The sequence below is a fragment of the Helicobacter bizzozeronii genome, assembly GCF_900196775.1.
Classification (GTDB): Bacteria; Campylobacterota; Campylobacteria; order Campylobacterales; family Helicobacteraceae; genus Helicobacter; species Helicobacter bizzozeronii.
Map to the genome: position 1 here is coordinate 1 of NZ_FZLB01000081.1, position 1,998 is coordinate 1,998.

A 1,998-nucleotide genomic window follows, 5' to 3' on the forward strand; every position below is an offset into this window, starting at 1 on the left:
TCCCCACTCTTGGGTTCTCAGTTTGTAAAGAAGGGCATAGATTTTAACATCACCCACCCCATCCGGACTCCCCCGATAGTAAGCCCCCATGAGATAATCTGTATCCAGCACGCTCAAGGTAGCCGCATGCATGCTTTTAGTGCCCGCAGGGGGGAGGGTTTTTTTAACAAAAAGGGGTGTTGTGCTGGGCTCCAGTTTGGGGGCTGGGGCTAGGCTAAAGGGTTTGGGGGCTAAAAAGAGCAAGCATGCCCCTACAAGGCTTAAGAGTAGCAAGAAAGCTAAAAGGCGTTTCAAGGAGCGATCACGCTCCAAGTTAAATCAAAGAAAAAGGGGATTTTAAGTTGATCGTTATAACAACTTTTAGGTGGGTTGGGGGGTTTTTTAGCAAGGGTGATTTTCTTAGTGGGGAGTTTGTGGGGGTCTAGGTGGTAGATGCGTTGGGCGTTGTGGCTGATGAAGGCGGGGAGTTTGTCTAGGGCGTGGTGGCGATCAAAAAGGGTTGTGAGGGCTTCTAGCAAAATGGGTGCGCTAAAAATGCCCGCACTACAAGAACAAGCGTGCTTGCTTGCCAATAAATGCGGGGCACTATCTGATCCAAAAGCCACTTTGGGGTGTGCGCTTAGGGCTAACTCCAGCAAGGCTTGCTGATCTTGGGGGGTTTTTAAAAGGGGTTTGCAAAACAAATGCGGGTTTAGGTGGTTGCCTACCACATCATCTAGGTTTAGGGCGATGTGGTGCAGGGTGAGCGTGGCATAGAGATTTTCATGTTGTTCCAAGAGGGGGATACTACGCCGATCGCTCAAGTGCTCGATGATGATTTTTAAGCGGGGCAAGCGCATAGCCAGCGTGTTTAAAATGGGGTGGAACTCCACCTCTCTTTGCATCACAAAGCCCAAACTCTCGGCATGCACGCATAAAATAAAGCCCAAATCTTGCGACACGCTTAAAATCCGCAACATTTGGGGGCTTAAGATGTCCTGCACGCCTTGGGCTGAATTGGTGGTTGCATTGTGGGGGTAGAGTTTGAGTAGAAAAAAGCCGGCTTCCCTAGCTTGTTCTAATTCTTGGCGTGTCAAATCGGGGGTCAAATAAAGCGCGATCAAGGGCGTAAAATCAAAGCCCGCTTGTTTGATCTGGGCTTTATACTCTAGGGCTAGGGCGGTGTTGGTGATGGGGATTGTGAGATTGGGCATCACCACCGCAGCACTAAAATAGCGCGCACTAAAGGGCAAGATGGCTTGCAACAAATCGCCCTCACGCAGGTGCAAGTGCATATCTAGGGGGTTGTGTAGGGTTAGGGTGTCCATTAGCGGTAGATGAAGTAACGCACGCGGATACGAATCAGCGTGGTGGTGGTGGGGCGGGGGTAGTCTTTGTAGGCAATGGTGATAGTCTTTAGCGTGTTGTCATCTAGGAGTTTGTAGCCAGAGGGCAAAATAATTTTTAATCCCGTGATGTCCCCATTGGGGTGGAGGTAAAACTCGACTGCATCCACGCCATCTTGCCCCAAATACCCCGCCGCACTGGGGTATTCCAAATATTTTTGGGTGATGCGCCCAATTTCGCTCAAATTGCTTCTAATGAAGTCTTTTTCAGCTGTGCCTAAATCCCCAAATTCTTCGCCATAGAGTTCGTCAATATCCTTGCGAGTCTGGCTATCCATGCCCTTGTCTTCTTCATAGCTTTGGCGTCTAGCATGGTTGGGTTGGGGTTGGGGGGTTTGCTCTGAGGGCAAGAAGGATAAATTATTGGGGTTAAAATCATCAGTAGGGGCTTTTTGGGCCTTGTGTTGGGGGGCGTGCTTGGGTTCTGGGGTTTTTTGGGGGACTTGTTTGGGGGTTTCTAGGGGGGCTTTTTTCACCACCTCTTTTTGTTCTTGTTGTAAAGCCTTATGGTGGGTCTCATGGCCGGTGCCTTATACACCTCTGACGCTGCCGACGAATAGGGAGGCGTTGAGTTAGGAGATGTCGCTGATGTTGAAAATAAAATGAGAGAGGA

Annotated in this window: 1 protein-coding gene and 2 pseudogenes; all 3 read right to left on the minus strand. The window is 49.6% G+C overall.

Features of this window, described 5'->3' with window-relative positions; translation table 11 throughout:
• A pseudogene (locus C5684_RS08000) lies at positions 1-294 on the minus strand (neuraminidase); the annotation flags it as partial.
• Positions 291-1,307, minus strand: coding sequence for a dihydroorotase (pyrC, locus tag C5684_RS08005; RefSeq protein WP_104639977.1), 1,017 nt, complete (start codon positions 1,305-1,307; stop codon positions 291-293). The gene pyrC and the pseudogene C5684_RS08000, both read right to left, overlap by 4 nt.
• Positions 1,307-1,903, minus strand: a pseudogene (locus C5684_RS08010) (energy transducer TonB); the annotation flags it as partial. The gene pyrC and the pseudogene C5684_RS08010, both read right to left, overlap by 1 nt.
• Positions 1,904-1,998: the final 95 nt, after the last annotated feature.